Genomic DNA, 14610 nt, shown 5'->3' on the forward strand with positions numbered 1-14610 from the left:
GGCGGGCGGCGACCTCAGGGTTGAACTCGGCTACTCGGTGATCGGCGACCGGCCGGCGACGACGCGCTCGCGCGATCCGACGCGGACGACCTGGGCGATGAACGCACGGTACGAGGCATCGAACTCCGCGGCGCTCCCGCCGAAGTAGATCGGGAACAGGTCGACGCCGGTACGGCGGAGTTGGTACGACGAGGCGGCGCGCCCGCCGGCCTCGCGTCGGATGCGCCGGCCGAGGTCGCCGCTGGCCGCGTCCTCCAGCAACTGGCGGAGCCCGGCGCGGTGTCGCCCGTCCTCGCCCTCGGCGAGGAAGTGGATCATCGCCCAGACCTGCGCGTAGTAGACGAGGGCGGCGTCGGGGTCGTCGCCGATGATGTCCTGCGGGGTCGTCTGCTGGAGTCGCTCCAGCGGCATGAGCTCGCCCGCGGCGTGGGCGCGCCGGAGCTTCTCGAAGCGCTCGATGTTCTTCCACGGGAGGAACGTGGGCGTCAGGCGTTCCTGGTCGGCCCAGCGGAAGCCCTCCATGTAGGTCGCGAGCCCTTCCTCGAAGCTCACCGGCAGGGGCGAGCGGAACGTCTTCTGCGTGTACTGGTGCCAGCCCTCGTGCGCGGTGATGGCGAAGGTGTCGGAGGGGCCGATGTCGTAGAGAATGGCCCGCCCGTTGGCGGCGAACCCGCCCCGCGGGATCCGCAGGTACACCTCGGCGTCGCGCCCCATGACGCGCTGCGTGACCCGCGCCCACTGCGGGCGGCTGGCCATCAGGTACGTTTCCATCACCTCGGCGGGGCGGGGCAGGTCGGCCAGGTGCGTGCTGTAGTGGATCAGCGCACGCTCCAGGAACACGGGCACACGCTCGGCGACGGCGTAGCGCGTCGCGGTGGTGTACACGCGGTACGAGGGGGTGCGCACCAGCACGCCGTCCTTGCCCTCGAACGACCAGAGTTCGGTCGAGAGGATCACCGGGGCGGGCACGACCGGCGCCGGGCGCGGCGCGGGGGCCACGGGGCGCTCGGAGATCGTCGCCGGGGCGGCCCGGGGAGACGGCGCGCACGACGGCGCGAGCGCGCCGGATACGCCGAGCAGGAGCGCGGCGGCGCGAGCGCGGACGAGGCTCGACGGCGGGATGAGGGCGTGCCGGGGGATCACAACGCCTCCAGGGCGGCGCGGGCCGCGTCGAGTTCTTTCGAGATCTTGGTCAGTTGATCGCGCGTCTGCTGCACCATCGCGGGCGGGGCCTTGTCGGTGTATCCAGGATTCGACAGGCGGCCTTCGAGGGTTGCCTTCGACTTCGTGAGATCGGCCACGGCGCGCGAGAGGCGCGTGCGTTCGGCGTCGGTGTCGACCTCGTCGGCGAGGTCCGACAGACGCAGTTCGCGCGTGTCGAGGGTGATGGGCACGCCGGGCCCGGCGGGGGGCGCACCGGTGATCGTGCCCAGGTTGCAGAGCGTCGCGACGAGGCGCTCGCCCTCGCCGAGGGTGGCGCGCAGGTCGTCGGGGATGTGCAGCGTGATGGCACGCTTGAAGACAACGTTGTGCTGGGCGCGCACCTCGCGGATGGCGGTGACCAACTGCTGCACGCGGGCGAAGCGCGACTCGGCGTCGGCGTCGACGAGCGACGGATCGGCCTGGGGCCAGCCGGCGGTGGCGAGGAGGCCCGCAGTGCGGGGCGCTTCGAGCGTGAGGCCACGCACGGGGCTCGCCGGCACGCCCGCGAGGGCCTCGAAGATCGTCTCGGTCACGAAGGGCATCACCGGGTGCAGCAGACGCAGGATGGCGTCGAGCGTGGCGCGCAGCACGCCCTGCTGGGCCGGGTTCTCGGCGACGGTGGGCTTGACGGCCTCGAGGTACCAGTCGCAGAAGTCGTTCCAGAGGAGCGTGTAGCAGGTCTGGGCGTAGTCGGCGAACTCGTAGTTCGCGAGCGCGCGGTCGCAGTCGGCGATCGCCCGCGCGAGGCGCGAGAGCATCCAGCGGTCGGGGAGCGGGAGCGAGCCGCCCGCGTGTGCCCCTGTCTCGCTGTCTCGCGGTGCTGCGTGCTCGCTGCCGCCCAGCTTTTCCATCGCGAAGCGCGTGGCGTTCCACAGTTTGGTCGCGAAGTTCCGCCCGAGGTCGAACTTCGGGCTGGTGTTGCGCCCGTCCTGGCCCTTGGTGACGGGCAGGCGGACGTCCTGGGTGTTCGTCGCCATGTGGCAGAGCGTGAAGCGCATCGCGTCGGCGCCGTGCGTCGCGATGATGTCGAGCGGATCAACGCCGTTGCCCAGGCTCTTGGACATCTTGCGGCCTTCGCCGTCCTGGATGACGGCGTGGATGAAGACGTCGCGGAAGGGGGGAGGGCCGGAGGAAGTGGCAGAGTGGCCAGGTGACGAAGTGGCAGAGTGAGGAGCATCCGTCACCTTGCCACTCTGCCACTTTGCCACTTCGCCACTTCTCAGGTACCGGTTGAACATGGTCATCCGGCTGACCCAGAGGGTGATGATCTCGCGGGCGGTGCAGAGCGCGCTGGTGGGGTTGAAGGCGTCGAGGAGCGCGGGGAAGTCGGCGAGCCCGGTGTCCCTGGCGGCCTGCGGGCCGTCGGGCCAGCCGAGGGTGGAGAGCGGCCAGAGGGCTGAGGAGAACCAGGTGTCGAGGACGTCGGGGTCTTGAACGAAGCCGTGCCGCTCGACATGAGCGATGTGCGGATCGTTGGGATCCAGGAAGCAGATGAACACATCCGCGCTGCCGTCTCCGCGTTCGCTTCGGCGCCACTCGATGTCGGCGGCGAGCACGCCGTCATCAAGCATCGTGGCGAGCAAGTTCTGCTCGGACTCGCTGACGTGCTCCTTGCTCCACACCGGAATCCGGTGCCCCCACCACAACTGGCGCGAGATGCACCAGTCGCGGATGTTGTCGTGCCAGTGCTCGAAGGTCTTGGCGTAGCGCGCGGGGAAGAAGCGCATGGTGCCATCGCCGGCGTCGAGCGACGAGTCCGAAGCGCTCGCACCGGCGGGAGCGGACGACGCCGCGGACCGCTGCTGCGACGCCAGGGCCGCGTTGGCGCGGGCCGCCAGGCGCGGATCGGTGACCTTCACGTACCACTGATCGCTCAGGTACGGCTCGATGATCGCCTTGCTGCGGTCGCTGTGCTTCACGCTGTGTCGATGGGGCTTCTGGCCTTCGAGCAGGCCGCGGGCCTCGAACTCCCTCACCACGAGCTTGCGCGCGTCGCGCATGGACTTGCCGACGAAGAGGTGCGCGTCGCCGATGTCGGTCCAGCCGTGCGAGGCGCTGACCTTGCCGTCGGGCGACATCATGTTGACGGCGCCGAGCGCGTGCCGCTGGCCGATCTCGGCGTCGTTGGGGTCGTGCGCGGGCGTCACCTTCAGGAACCCGGTGGCCATGGCGGCCTTGGGGTCGGCCTTTTCCTCGTCGGTGCGCGCGTAGCGCTCGGGCAGCACGACGTACGAGTCTTCGACGATGGGGATGACGCGCCCGAGGAGCGGGAGTTCGCAGCAGAGGCCCTTGAGGGCCTTGGCGCGCGGGTCGTGCGGGTTGATGGCGACGCCGGTGTCGCCGAGGTACGTCTCGGGGCGGGTGGTGGCGACGGTGATCCAGGCTTCGGCGTCGGGCGGCTGGGTGTCGGCGTCGGGATAGCCGCGGGACGCGAGTTCGCCCCAGGTGACGGGTGTTGGATGGGCGGCGTCGGGCGCAGCATCGCCCACGCGGAGCGTGGGCGTACCCCGCACGAGCGGGTAGCGGAGGTAGTAGAACGCGCCGTCGATTTCCTCGTCGTAGCACTCGTCGTCGGCGACGGCGGTCTGGAGGACGGGGTCCCAGTTCACGAGGCGCTTGCCGCGGTAGATGAGCCCGTCGCGGAAGAGGCGGAAGAACGCCTCGCGCACGGCCCGTGCGCACACGCTGTCCATGGTGAAGCGCTGGCGGTCCCAGTCGCACGAGCAGCCCATGGCCTGCAACTGCCCGGTGATGGTCGCTTCGTACTCGTCCTTGAAGGCCTGGATCTTCGCGACGAACTCGTCGCGCGAGAAGTCGGTGCGGCGTTTCTTCTCGTCCTGCCAGACGCGCTTCTCGACGACGGCCTGCGTGGCGATGCCGGCGTGATCGGTGCCGGGCATCCAGAGGGTCTCGAAGCCCCGCATGCGGTGCGCGCGGACGAGGATGTCCTGAAGGGTGTTGTTGAGGGCGTGGCCCAGGTGCAACGCCGCGGTGACGTTGGGCGGGGGGATGAGCACGCAGTAGGGGCGGGCCTCGCCCCGCAGCACGCGGTGCGGGTCGGCGTGGAAGGCGCGCGCGTCGATCCAGCGCCGCCATGCACGCCCCTCGTGCTCGGCGGGGCGATACTGTTTTGGCAGGTCGGCGCGGGCCGATGGCGCGTCGGTGGACATCGCGGAGAGGGTACGCGAGCCGAGAGTGAACGGGCATGCGCGACGGGCGACGAACGACGACGACGAGCGGAACCCGCTACCTGGCGGCGGGCGCGGTGGTCGTCGCGCTGGGGCTCGGCGGCGCGGCGCTCGTGCTTTGGGGTGACGCGGCGCCCCGGCGTGCGGACGGGGATACCACGGGCGCGGGCGAGGGTGCGGCGCCCCCAGCGCTCGCGCCGGGGGCGCTCGACGAGGTGCTGACGTCGGCGCGCGGGCTGATCGACCGGGGCGAGTTCCAGAAGGCGCTGACGGTGCTCGAGTCGGCGCTCGCGCAGCAGCCGGGCGAGCAGGCGCTGCACGTCATGCACGCCGAATCGCTGCTGGGCCTGCGCCGGCTGGAGGACGCGTACGGGGCGTACGAGCGGGCGCTGGCCAGCGGCACGCGCACGGGCGACCTGGAGTTCGCGGCGGGCACGACGGCGAGCATGATCGGGCGGCTGGATCGGGCCGAGGAGCATTACCAGGCCGCCCAGGCGCAGATGAAGGGCGACCACCGCCCGTCGCTGTTCCTGGCGCAGGTGCAGCTCAAGCTGCGCAAGGTGGACGAGGCGAAGGCGAGCCTGCTGATCGCGGGGCGGCTGGAGCCGAACTCCGCGGTGGTGTGGGGCACGCTGGCGCAGGTGGCGCTCGACGAGAACAAGGCGACGCTGGCGCAGCAGCACGCGGCGAGGGCGCGCGAGCTCGAGCCCCGCGTCACGCTGTGGAGGCTGCTCGAAGCCCGCGCGCTGCGCCGCCAAGGCAAGGCGGAGGACGCGTTGCTGATCTTGACCGCGCTGGAGCCGGCGGAACAGCGTCAGGGGCCCGTGCTGTCGCTCATCGGCGAGTGCTTCGGGCTGCTGGGGCGCCCGGCCGAGGCGGCGGCCCGGTACGCGGCCGCGGCGGATGCGCTGCCGACCGACGGCCCGCTCGCGCTCGAGACGGCGCTGTGGTTCGAGCGCGCGGGCAACGCCGAGCGGGCGCTGCACTACGCGCGGCACGCGCGGATGCTGGCGGTGCAGGAAGCCGCCCCGGTGGTGGAGCGGCTGTCGAAGGACGAGTGACACGCCGGAGCGTGCCGGGCGGGTGCGTCTCTACGCGGGCGTGCGACGCAGCGTGGTGAGGCCCCGGACCAGTTCGACCACGCTGATCAGCGCGATGACGATGGCCCCGACGCGGAACCCGAAGTAGAACTCCAAGACGCCCGCGAGCGCGAGAAAGCTCACGCCCGCGGCGAGGTCGGCGTAGCGGGGCGGCGCCAGCGTGCACACCACGATCACGCCGGCGACGGACGAGCCCAACACCGGGTGCAGCCCCAGCAGGTACCACGCCACCGCGAGCAGGGCGAGCGAGACGCCGGCGGTCGCGAGGCGTGACCCGACGGCGCTGGCAAGAGGGGACGACATCGGCGCGCTCCTGGTGCGCCCCAAGGTACCCGTGGTGTGGCGGCGAGGTTGCGGCGGCGGGCGGGGACGGTGTGAGTCTGGGCAACCCGGGCAGGTTGGGGGTGGCGCGGGGCGAGGGCGATTGGGGCGGCGGGCCACGGCGCGGCGCAAGTCTTGCGATTCTCGTGCAATACGGCCGGCGGGCGCACGTAGACTCGGCGGGGGTTCACCGTACCGCGCCGAAACGCGGGCGGAACCGAGAGGAGAGAGAGACATGGATCGGATGATGATGGCGGTTGGTGCGCTCGCGCTCGCGTCGGGCGTGTCGTCGGGCGCGGTCACGGGCGTGGGCGGCGCGGCGACGGTGATCGCGCCGCCGGCGTCGACGGTTCTGGGCGCGAACCAGAGCAACACGCAGGCGTGGGTGTTCACGGAGGGCACCGTGGTGCTGGCGTCGGCGCTGACGCTCAACGCGACCACGCCGGGGATGTACACGAGCGCGGGGTCGCTGACGCCGGGCAGCGTGGCGGCGGGCACGACGGTGCAGAGCCACTACCTGTACACGGACCCGGACGGCAGCGCCGCGCGGACGTACGAGGGGTTTGTCGAGTTCGATCAGCCGATCCTGGGCGTGATCGTGCTGCGTTCGAACCTGAACGCGTCGGACGCGGCGCTGGGCGCGCCGGGCACGGCGTACGCGGACAACGCGGCACGCGGGCTGGAACTCGGGTCGAACGCGGACGCGTTCGCGATCACTGTGTCGCAGTTCCGCGTGAACTTCCGGTTCGTGACGAGCACGGCGACGGACGACATCCGGATCATCACGGCGCCGGCGCCGGCGGGCGCGGCGCTGGCCGGGCTGTGCGGGCTGGTCGCGCTGCGTCGGCGTCGCTGAGTGTGGGCGGAGGACGAGGAGGGGCGTTCCTGCACCGAGCCCGGGCCGCGCTAGGCCCGGGCTTTTTCTTTCTCGGCGCGCCGGCGCTTGAGCTCGGCGTCGATGAACGGGGCGATCTCGCCGCGGAGGACGGCCTCGTAGTCGGTCTCTTCGTAGCCGGTGCGGTGGTCCTTCACGCGGTTGTCGTAGAAGACGTAGGAGCGGATCTGGGTGCCCCACCCCTGCTGGAGCTGGCCGCCCTGGGCGGCGGCGATCTCGGCCTCGCGCTTGTCCTCGGCGATCTGCTGGAGCTTGGCCTGGAGGACGCGGAGGGCCTGGGCGCGGTTCTGGGGCTGGTCGCGGTAGGTGCTGGCGACGACCTGGATGCCGGTGGGCTTGTGGACGACGCGGATGGCGGTGGCGACCTTGTTGACGTTCTGCCCGCCCGGGCCGCTGGCGCGGACGAAGGGGATGATGTCGACCTCGTTCTCGGGGATGGTGACGTCGACGTCCTCGAACTCCGGGGTGACTTCGACGGAGCAGAACGAGGTCTGACGCTTGCCCTGGGCGTTGAAGGGTGAGACACGGGCGAGGCGGTGCGAGCCGCGTTCGCACTTGAGGTAGCCGAAGGCGAAGGGGCCCTTGACGTGGAGGGTGACGGAGTCGATGCCGACCTCGGCACCGAAGCCCTTGTCGACCTCCTCGAACTCGTAGCCCATTTTCTCGCAGTAGAAGATGTACATGCGGAAGAGCATCTCGGCCCAGTCGTTGGCCTCGGTGCCGCCGACGCCGGCGGAGATGGTGAGGAAGCAGTTCTTGGCGTCGTGCTCGCCGGCGAGGAGGGAGCGGAGTTCGACCTTCTCCATGCGCCGGGTGAGGTCGAAGAGCTTCTCGTCGGCCTCGGCGAGGAGGTCCTTGTCGCCGGCCTCGCGGGACATCTCGTAGGCGACCTTGGCGTCCTCGAACTCGCGCATCAGGGCGGAGAGCGGGTCGATCTGGGCCTTGAGGGTCTTGACGGAGGAGACGACCTTTCGGGCGCGGTCCTGGCTGTTCCAGAACCCGTCGGAGCCCATCTCGGCCTCGAGGCCCCGCAGGTTTTCGAGCTTGCCCGCGTAGTTAAAGCGAGTCGCGGATCGTCACGATCCGCGCCTCGAGGTCGTCGATGACGGGCTGGTGGGCGTCGTAGTGCATGGTGAACTCCGGTTCGGGGGGGATGCTACGCGTGCGGATGGGGCGCGGGTTGGCCTACGGTTGGCGACGCGACGCCGGAGTGGCGGAATGGCAGACGCGACGGATTCAAAATCCGTTACCCCTTAAAGGTGTGTGGGTTCAAGTCCCTCCTCCGGCATTGGGCGGCGCGGCGGGCGACGGGTCGGGCCCGCGGCGCCTGAACGCGGCGGGCGGGCGGACTAGACTCCCCTCCCCGAACGGGGCTCCCGAGCGGGAGCGTGCCTCAGGGCCGGGCGCCCTGAGTCGCGGTGGAAGGTCCAACCTGTCGCGACCGACCGCAGCAGAGTCCCCGCGCGCCGCGGGGGAAAGGGTTTCGCCATGGCCGAGCAACCGCAGCAGCAGCAGGTTCAACTTCGCATCGATGAGTCGAAGATGAACACGACGTACGCGAACACGATCCGCACGTCGACGACGAACGACGAGGTGGTGCTGGATTTCGGCATCAACCTGCCGATGCCGGGCCCGGACAACCAGCCGATGCTGATGTTCAGCGTGGGGTCGCGCGTGGTGATGAACTGGTCGGGCGCGAAGCGCCTGGCGATCTCGCTGGGCCAGGTCGTGCGCCAGTACGAGGAGCGCAACGGCGAGATCAACTTGAACCAGGGTCAGAACCGCCCCGGCGCGCCGCGCCTGTCGAACTGATCGAACGCTCGATTTCTTCGTCAAGCACCCCGCCGCACGCGGGGTGCTTGCCGTTTTTGGGGGCGTGCGGGGCGTGCCGCGCGGTCGTACACTTTCAGGCACCGCGTTCAGGTTGTGTTGAGGCCGCGTGCAGGGATGAACAAGACATGATCCGACCGGCAACGGAAGGCGGCGGAAAGCGGACGCGCCGTTCGGCGCGACGGCTGGCGTCCGGCGTGCTGTCGAACCTCGCCCGCGCGATCCGCGAGGTGCGCGCGAACGACGATCTGGTGCAGGGGGACGAGAAGAGCGCCCAGCGTGTGCATGCCCTGCGGGTGTCGGCGCGGCGGGCGGGGGTGGTGCTCCGGGCGCTCGCGCCGCACGATGAGCCGCGGGCGTGGCGCCGGGCGCGCCGGATGGCCCGACGACTCCGGCGTGCGGCCGGTGCGGTGCGCGAGTGCGACGTGCATCGCGCGCTGTTCGATGAACTGCTGGAGCGCGAGCGTGGGGCGGCGTCGCCCGAGACCACGCGCGGGGCGCGGGAGCACCTGTGCTCGGAGTGGGACGCGGCGGCGAAGGGGCTCCGCGAGGCGGTGGCGGCGTGCGGGGGCGGTGCCTTCGCGCGGGCGGCGCGCCGGGTGGTGAAGTCGTTGGATGCACCCGTCGAGCGATCGGGCGCGGCACAGCGGGCGTGGGCGCGGACGCGGGCGCTGGCCGAGCGGTGCGTGGCGGCGTCGCGTGCGGACCTGTCGGGGCCCGAGGCGGTGCACGAACTGCGGCTGGCGGTGAAGCGGGTGCGGTATGCGCTGGAGCTGCTGGGTCCGGCGATGCCCGGGGCCGCGGGCACCGGTGCGCTGCTCGAGCAATTGGAGGCGGCGCAGCGCGTGTTCGGCGAGGCGAACGACGTGTCGACGCTGGTCGATCGGCTGGACCGGGACATGGCGGGCGGCGCGGAGGCGGAGGGGACATCGCACCTGCGGGCGCTGCGCGACCGCTTCGCGCGGGTGCGGGATCGACGGTTCGAGCGGGCGCTGGCGTGGTGGAGGTCGTCGGGCGTGGAGCGGGCGCTGGGGTCGCTCGCGCCGGAGCCCCCGGTGGTCGAGACGCCCGGGCCGCTGGTGCTGGCGGCCGGCGCGCCGCGCGAGGTGGGCCCACGCGGAGCGACGGTGGTGTCGGGGAGCACGGCGATGGCGACGAAGGAAGGGCCGCTGAACGGGCGGGGCTCGCACTCGCGGGCGGGGCGCGCCGTTCGCGCGGGGAGCGTGCCCGGCGGAACGCCCGAGGAGAGCACCGCGGGGGCGCCGCGGCCGGGGGGCGGCGGAGAAAGCCAGCGGAGCCTGTTCCTGTCGGGGCGTCGGCTGGGCGTGATCGACATCGGGAGCAACAGCATCCGCCTGCTGTGCGTGGAGCTGTCGGACGAGCGGACGTGGAAGGTGCTGGGCGAAGAGCGGGCGATGACGCGCCTGGCGCAGGGGCTGGCGCGGGGCGGGGGGCTTTCCCCCGACGCGATGGCGCGATCGGTGGAGGCGATCGGGCGGTTCAAGGGGCTGGCGGAAGGGCTCGGGTGCGCGGTGGTGCGGGCGTTCGCGACGGCGGCGGTGCGCGAGGCGGACAACCGGGATGACTTCGTGTCGCTGGTGCGCGACCGGACGGGGCTGGCGCTGGAGATGGTGTCGGCGCTGGACGAGGGGAAGCTGACGTTCCGGAGCGTGGCGCGAGTGCTGGACCTGTCGCGGGGCACGTCGGCGGTGGTGGACATCGGCGGCGGCAGCCTGGAGGTGGTGCTCGCGCGGGACGAGGTGATCACGGCGAACCAGAGCATGCCGCTGGGCGCGGTGCGGCTGACGGAGGCGTTCGGCGGGGCGGACGCGTGCGCGGGGCGGGAGTACAAGGACATGCGTCGGTTCATCGCGCGGCAGATCGCGCGGCGCGTGCCCGAGCCGGCGACGCCCCCGAGCGTTCTGGTGGGGTGCGGCGGCACGTTCACGACACTGCTGACGCTGGGGGCGGCGTCGCGCGGGGTGATGCTGGACCGCGCGAGCCCGGCGCTGGCGTCGCTGGGGCCGGTGAGCCTGGTTCAACTGCGCGGGATGATCGAGTCGCTGCGCGAGGTGAACCTGGAAGAGCGGCTGCGCGTGCCGGGGCTGCCGTCGGACCGGGCGGACATCGTGATCGCGGGGTTCACGGTGATCGAGCGGCTGATGACGCACCTGGGGGTGTCGCAGGTGCACGTGCACCCGGGCGGGTTCCGCGAGGGGCTGATGCTGCGGATGATCGACGATGACCTCGTCGAGTTCGAGCGTGCGGCGCTGAACGCGTCGGACGACGACCACATGGCGTGGGTGCGGGCGTTCGCGCAGCGCTGCGGGTACGAGCGGGCGCACAGCGAGCAGGTGGCGCGCCTGGCGCTGCGCCTGTACGACCAGTTCCGCGAGGAGAGCGACCTGATCCGCGGGCTGGGGGGCGAACGGCACGAGCGCCTGCTGCTCGAGGCGGCGGCGGTGCTGCACGACGTGGGGATCATGGTCGAGTACCCGCGGCATCACAAGCACTCGCGGACGATCATCCGCCACGCCGACCTGCGCGGGTTCACGCCCCGGGAGATCGAGCTGATCGCGCTGGTCGCGCGGTACCACAGGCGGGCGACGCCCCAGCCAAAGCACGACGGGTTCAAGGGGCTGTCAGAGCCGGACCGGGCTTTGGTGCGCCGGCTGGCGGGGATCTTGCGCGTGGCGGACGGACTGGACCGCGCGCACGCGCAGCAGGCGGCCGACGTGCGGGTGCGATTCGGCAAGGGCGAGGTCACGCTGGAGGTCGAAAGCCAGGGCGACGCGCGGACCGACATCGAGGCGGCGGACGCCAAGGCCGACCTGCTGCGCGATGTGCTGGGCGTCGGGCTGTCGATCGTGGCGGTGGGCAATGCGCCGGCGACGCCGGAATAGCGCGGGCGTGAGACGGGCTGGGCTGGGCACGGGCTTGGCACGGCGCGCTTTGGGCTGATGTCGCCGACACGCCCGGTGGACGAACTACGCTTGCCCCATTGCGGACGGAAAGGCGGTCGCGTGACGATCCGGGCGGTCATCGTGGGTGCGGGCGGGTACAGCGGCGCGGAGCTGGTCTCCATCCTGCTGGGGCACCCGCACGCGGAAATCGTGGGGCTGTTCGCCTCGGCGAAGCGCGAGGGCGAGGGCGCGCGGGCGCTGTCGGAGACGTTCGGCCGGTTCCGCGGGCGGCTGGATCTGCCCGTGCGTGCGACGACGGTGGAAGACATCGCGGCGTGCCGCCCGGACGCGGTGTTCCTTGCGACGCCCCACGAGGCGAGCGTGGACCTGGCGCCGCGCCTGCTTGACAGCGGCGCGACGAAGGTCGTGCTGGACCTGTCGGCGGGGTTCCGGCTGGCGGACGCCTCGCTGTATCCGACGTACTACGGGTTCGAGCACGCGCACGCGGCGTGGCTGGGGCGGACGGTGTACGGGCTGGTGGAACTGACGCGCCCGCGGCTGGCGGGGGCGAGCCTCGTCGCGGTGCCGGGGTGCTACCCGACGTCGGCGATCCTGCCGCTGGCGCCGCTGGTGCGCGCGGGGGCGATCGCGACGCGCGCGGACGGGCGCGTGGCACGCCCGGTGATCGACGCGACGAGCGGGGTGAGCGGGGCGGGGCGCGGGCTGGCGCTGCGTTCGCTGTTCTGCGAGGTGCACCAGCAGGCGTACGGCGTGCTGACGCACCGGCACCAGCCGGAGATCGACGCGTACGCGGGCGTGCCGACGGTGTTCACGCCGCACCTGGGGGCGTACGAGCGGGGCATCCTCGCGACGATCCACGTGGAGTTGGCGCCGGGCTGGACGGGGGCGCGCGTGCGCGAGTGTCTTGACGCGGCGTACGGGCGCGAGGCGTTCGTGCGCCTGTGCCCGGCGGGGGTGTGGCCGAGCGTGGCGGACGTGCGCGGGACGAACTTCTGCGACATCGCGGTGGCGGTGGACGAGGGCTGGGGGCACGCGGTGCTGTGCAGCGCGCTGGACAATCTCGTGAAGGGAGCGTCGGGGCAGGCGGTGCAGTGCATGAACGCGCGGTTCGGGCTCCCGGAGACGGACGGCCTTTTGCCGGGCGGGCGCACGCCGGGCGGCGGGGGCGCGTCGTGAGCGGACGGGTCGTCGTCATCAAGGTGGGCGGCACGACGCTGGAGGACCGGCGCTCGGGGCCCGGGCTGTGGCGGGCGATCGCCGCGCTGCACGCGGGGCGCGCGCCCGACGGGGGCGTCGTGCTCGTGCACGGCGGGGGCAAGGCCGTCGATCGGCACCTGGACCGCCTGGGGTTCACGACCGAACGGCGCGAGGGGATCCGGATCACGCCGCCGGAGCAGGTGGAGGAGATCGCGGCGGTGCTGGCGGGGCGGATCAACAAGTCGCTGGTCGGGGCGCTGGCGCGCGCGGGGGCGCGGGGCGTGGGGCTGTGCCTGGGCGACGGCGGTGCGGTGCCGACGCGCGCGGCGCGCCGGTACACGTTCGACCCGGGGCGCGTGGGCGAGGTGGTGGACGGTCGGGCGGAGACGGGCAACCTGCTGCGGCACCTGCTCGCCGGGGGCTTTTTGCCGGTGCTGTGCTCGATCGGGCTGGACGAGGCGGGCGAGTACCTGAACGTGAACGCGGACGACGCGGCGGCGGGCGTGGCGGCGATGCTGGGGGCCGAGGCGCTCGTCTTGTGCACCGACGTGCCGGGCATCCTGGACGAGCGCGGGCAGGTGGTGCCGGAGGTAGACGGCGCGGGCATCGACGCGCTGATCGCGGGCGGCGTGGTGACGGGGGGCATGGTGCCCAAGGTGCGGGCCGCCCGGGATGCTGCACGGCGGGTCGGCGCGCCCGTGGTGATTCTGTCGGGGAACGACCCGGGCGCGCTGGAAGCGTGGGCGTCGGGCGGGCGGGTCGGCACGCGGGTGCTGGCCTCGTAATGTTGGGGCCTGTCCGCCCCGCGGGCGCGTGTGCGCCCGGGCACGCGGACCCGATCGCCCCAGTGTGCTGAGATCTGCGCCATGACGATGCACCCGCCCGCGCCCGCGACGACCTCGGCGCCCATCTCCACAGCGGCGGACCTGCGCGGGCGCGATGTGCTGACGCTCGCGAACTTCCGCGCGGAGGCGGTGCGGGGGATCTTCGAGCGGGCGGCGGCGATGAAGCGCGACCCGGGGCCGTTCCGCCGGTCGCTCGACGGGATCGCGGTGGCGATGCTGTTCGAGAAGCCCTCGCTGCGGACGAAGATGTCGTTCGAGGTGGGGATCGCGATGCTGGGCGGGCACCCGGTGTTCATGGACCACGCGTCGCAGCGGCTGGGGGCGCGCGAGTCGGTGCGGGACTACGGGAAGAACCTTGAGCGCTGGGTGAAGTGCATCGTGGCGCGGGTGTACGCGCAGACGGCCCTGGAGGAGATGGCCGAGGCGGCCTCGTGCCCGGTCATCAACGCGCTCTCCGATCGGTACCACCCGTGCCAGGCGCTGGCGGACCTGTTCACGCTCTGGGAGCGCGCGGGGCACGACGCGGGGCGGCTGCGCGAGACGCGCGTGGCCTATCTGGGCGACGGGAACAACGTGTGCGCGTCGCTCATGCACGCGGCGTGCCTGCTGGGCGTGCCGATGACGGTGATCACGCCCCCGGGGTACGCCCCCGCGCCCGACGTCGTGCGCGAGTGCGAGGCCTTCGCGGCGCGGGAAGGCTCGACGCTTCGCGTCACGACCGACCCCGCGGCGGTGCAGGGGCACGACGCGGTGTACACCGACGTGTGGGTGTCGATGGGCCAGGCGGGGGGCGTGGACGAGGTGACGCGCCGGCGGAAGATCTTCTCGAAGTATCAGGTGAACGCGGAGGCGATGGCGCTGGCGTCGCGCGGACGCCCCTCACCGGCGGTGTTCATGCACTGCCTGCCGGCGCAGCGCGGGCTCGAGGTGACGGACGAGGTGATCGACGCGCCGACGTCGGTGGTGTACGACCAGGCGGAGAACCGGATGTGGGCGCAGAACGCGTTGCTGACGCTCATGTTCGCGCCGAGATGACGCCGGCGTGATCGGCGTCGTGAGTACGATGCGGCCGTCGTGCCGGCGCGTTCGCCGGTTCCCCGCGTCCAC

10 protein-coding genes, 1 tRNA gene and 1 pseudogene are annotated in these 14610 nt (G+C 72.2%); 8 read left to right on the plus strand and 4 right to left on the minus strand.

The genetic code is table 11. From position 1 onward, the window contains the following. Positions 1-30: 30 nt before the first annotated feature. Together SFY69_05085 and SFY69_05090 are read right to left on the minus strand one after the other, a co-directional pair. Entirely contained in the window at positions 31-1143 is a 1113-nt protein-coding gene (locus SFY69_05085; protein ID MDX2131408.1) for a hypothetical protein, read from the minus strand. After that, positions 1140-4373, minus strand: coding sequence for a valine--tRNA ligase (locus tag SFY69_05090; protein ID MDX2131409.1), 3234 nt, complete (start codon positions 4371-4373; stop codon positions 1140-1142). The genes SFY69_05085 and SFY69_05090 overlap by 4 nt, the downstream gene beginning before the upstream one ends. Before the next feature lie 35 nt (positions 4374-4408). On the opposite strand from SFY69_05090, the gene SFY69_05095 reads away from it, so the two are divergent. Then, complete coding sequence (locus SFY69_05095) at positions 4409-5452, plus strand: tetratricopeptide repeat protein (protein MDX2131410.1); 1044 nt, start codon at positions 4409-4411, stop codon at positions 5450-5452. A gap of 30 nt (positions 5453-5482) precedes the next feature. Here SFY69_05095 and SFY69_05100 read toward each other — a convergent pair whose 3' ends face one another. Continuing rightward, positions 5483-5794 (minus strand): hypothetical protein, encoded by a 312-nt coding sequence (locus tag SFY69_05100; GenBank protein MDX2131411.1) that lies wholly within the window; start codon positions 5792-5794, stop codon positions 5483-5485. Positions 5795-6047: 253 nt separating this feature from the next. Here SFY69_05100 and SFY69_05105 point away from each other — a divergent pair, with 253 nt between their 5' ends. After that, the gene (locus tag SFY69_05105) at positions 6048-6668 is read left to right on the plus strand and encodes a hypothetical protein (protein MDX2131412.1); all 621 of its coding nucleotides are present in this window, start codon (positions 6048-6050) and stop codon (positions 6666-6668) included. 50 nt (positions 6669-6718) lie between these two features. Here SFY69_05105 and prfB read toward each other — a convergent pair. Further along, positions 6719-7759 (minus strand): annotated as a pseudogene (prfB, locus tag SFY69_05110) (peptide chain release factor 2). Between the two features lie 152 nt (positions 7760-7911). On the opposite strand from prfB, the gene SFY69_05115 reads away from it, so the two are divergent. From SFY69_05115 to argF, 6 genes are all read left to right on the plus strand, one after another. Further along, positions 7912-7995, plus strand: a tRNA-Leu gene (locus tag SFY69_05115). A 200-nt stretch (positions 7996-8195) separates the two neighbouring features. Beyond that, complete coding sequence (locus SFY69_05120) at positions 8196-8519, plus strand: DUF3467 domain-containing protein (GenBank protein MDX2131413.1); 324 nt, start codon at positions 8196-8198, stop codon at positions 8517-8519. 146 nt (positions 8520-8665) lie between these two features. Further along, positions 8666-11440, plus strand: coding sequence for a CHAD domain-containing protein (locus SFY69_05125; protein ID MDX2131414.1), 2775 nt, complete (start codon positions 8666-8668; stop codon positions 11438-11440). Positions 11441-11560: 120 nt separating this feature from the next. Continuing rightward, complete coding sequence (argC, locus tag SFY69_05130) at positions 11561-12637, plus strand: N-acetyl-gamma-glutamyl-phosphate reductase (protein ID MDX2131415.1); 1077 nt, start codon at positions 11561-11563, stop codon at positions 12635-12637. Then, positions 12634-13443, plus strand: a complete 810-nt coding sequence (gene argB / locus SFY69_05135) for an acetylglutamate kinase (protein ID MDX2131416.1) — start codon at positions 12634-12636, stop codon at positions 13441-13443. The genes argC and argB overlap by 4 nt, the downstream gene beginning before the upstream one ends. A gap of 81 nt (positions 13444-13524) precedes the next feature. Next, positions 13525-14538: an ornithine carbamoyltransferase gene (gene argF / locus SFY69_05140; protein ID MDX2131417.1), complete on the plus strand. Its 1014-nt coding sequence runs from the start codon at positions 13525-13527 to the stop codon at positions 14536-14538. Positions 14539-14610: the final 72 nt, after the last annotated feature.

The organism is Planctomycetota bacterium, assembly GCA_033763975.1.
Taxonomy (GTDB): Bacteria; Planctomycetota; Phycisphaerae; order Phycisphaerales; family UBA1924; genus RI-211.

Coding starts and splice junctions, on each gene's coding strand:
- SFY69_05125 (MDX2131414.1), top strand. CDS start 8,666: ATGATCCGACCGGCAACGGAAGGCGGCGGAAAGCGGACGCGCCGTTCG.
- SFY69_05090 (MDX2131409.1), bottom strand. CDS start 4,373: ATGTCCACCGACGCGCCATCGGCCCGCGCCGACCTGCCAAAACAGTAT.
- SFY69_05100 (MDX2131411.1), bottom strand. CDS start 5,794: ATGTCGTCCCCTCTTGCCAGCGCCGTCGGGTCACGCCTCGCGACCGCC.
- SFY69_05095 (MDX2131410.1), top strand. CDS start 4,409: ATGCGCGACGGGCGACGAACGACGACGACGAGCGGAACCCGCTACCTG.
- SFY69_05105 (MDX2131412.1), top strand. CDS start 6,048: ATGGATCGGATGATGATGGCGGTTGGTGCGCTCGCGCTCGCGTCGGGC.
- SFY69_05120 (MDX2131413.1), top strand. CDS start 8,196: ATGGCCGAGCAACCGCAGCAGCAGCAGGTTCAACTTCGCATCGATGAG.
- argF (MDX2131417.1), top strand. CDS start 13,525: ATGACGATGCACCCGCCCGCGCCCGCGACGACCTCGGCGCCCATCTCC.